Source organism: Fructobacillus ficulneus, from assembly GCF_001047075.2.
GTDB lineage: Bacteria > Bacillota > Bacilli > Lactobacillales > Lactobacillaceae > Fructobacillus > Fructobacillus ficulneus.
In genome coordinates, this window is record NZ_DF968005.1 from 315,669 (window position 1) to 316,255 (window position 587).

The following is a 587-nucleotide window of genomic DNA, read 5'->3' on the forward strand; positions in this document are numbered from 1 at the left end:
TCTGAATAACTTCGTTAACACGACGGTTCCAGCTATCACTTTGCAGGCTGATAAGGAAGACGCTGTGAACCAATTACAGCAGACCTTAGCAGCTACGAAGACGGCAATTGAAGGCGACCGGACGTTGTCACCTGCCCAAGAGACAGCTCAAAGTCAAGCAGCACAAAGTGCTTACGACCAAGCAGTTGATGCAGTAAATGGTGCGACGACGGTTATGGCAGTTGGTCAAGAATTGTCAACTGAAACAACCAATATCCAAAAGGCTCACCAGTCTCAAGGAACGTTGGCCGACCAGTTGCCAGCCTTGAACAAGCAAGTTGATAACAGTGGCCAAGCTGCAATTGATACCATCAACCAAGACAACACTTTGTCACAGGTTGAAAAGCAAAAGCAGATTGCTGCTGTTAAGGACCAAATCGAAAAGACTAAGCAAGCCATTGCCAGTTCCGCGGACCCTCGGGCTGCGGATGCAGCCTTGGCAGCTGGTCAAGACGCGATTAATCAGGTTCACCAACCAGGTCTTGATTTGTCAGAGCAAATCAAGCGGGCCATCAAGCAAACTCATGTAGCTGCCGATGAGGCATATC

At 48.9% G+C, this 587-nt stretch carries 1 protein-coding gene; it reads left to right on the forward strand.

All coding sequences use genetic code 11. The annotated features are described in order from the left end of the window. Positions 1 to 587, forward strand: a 587-nt coding sequence (locus tag AOQ29_RS06140; RefSeq protein WP_114675004.1) for a DUF1542 domain-containing protein, incomplete at both ends; no start/stop codon positions are given.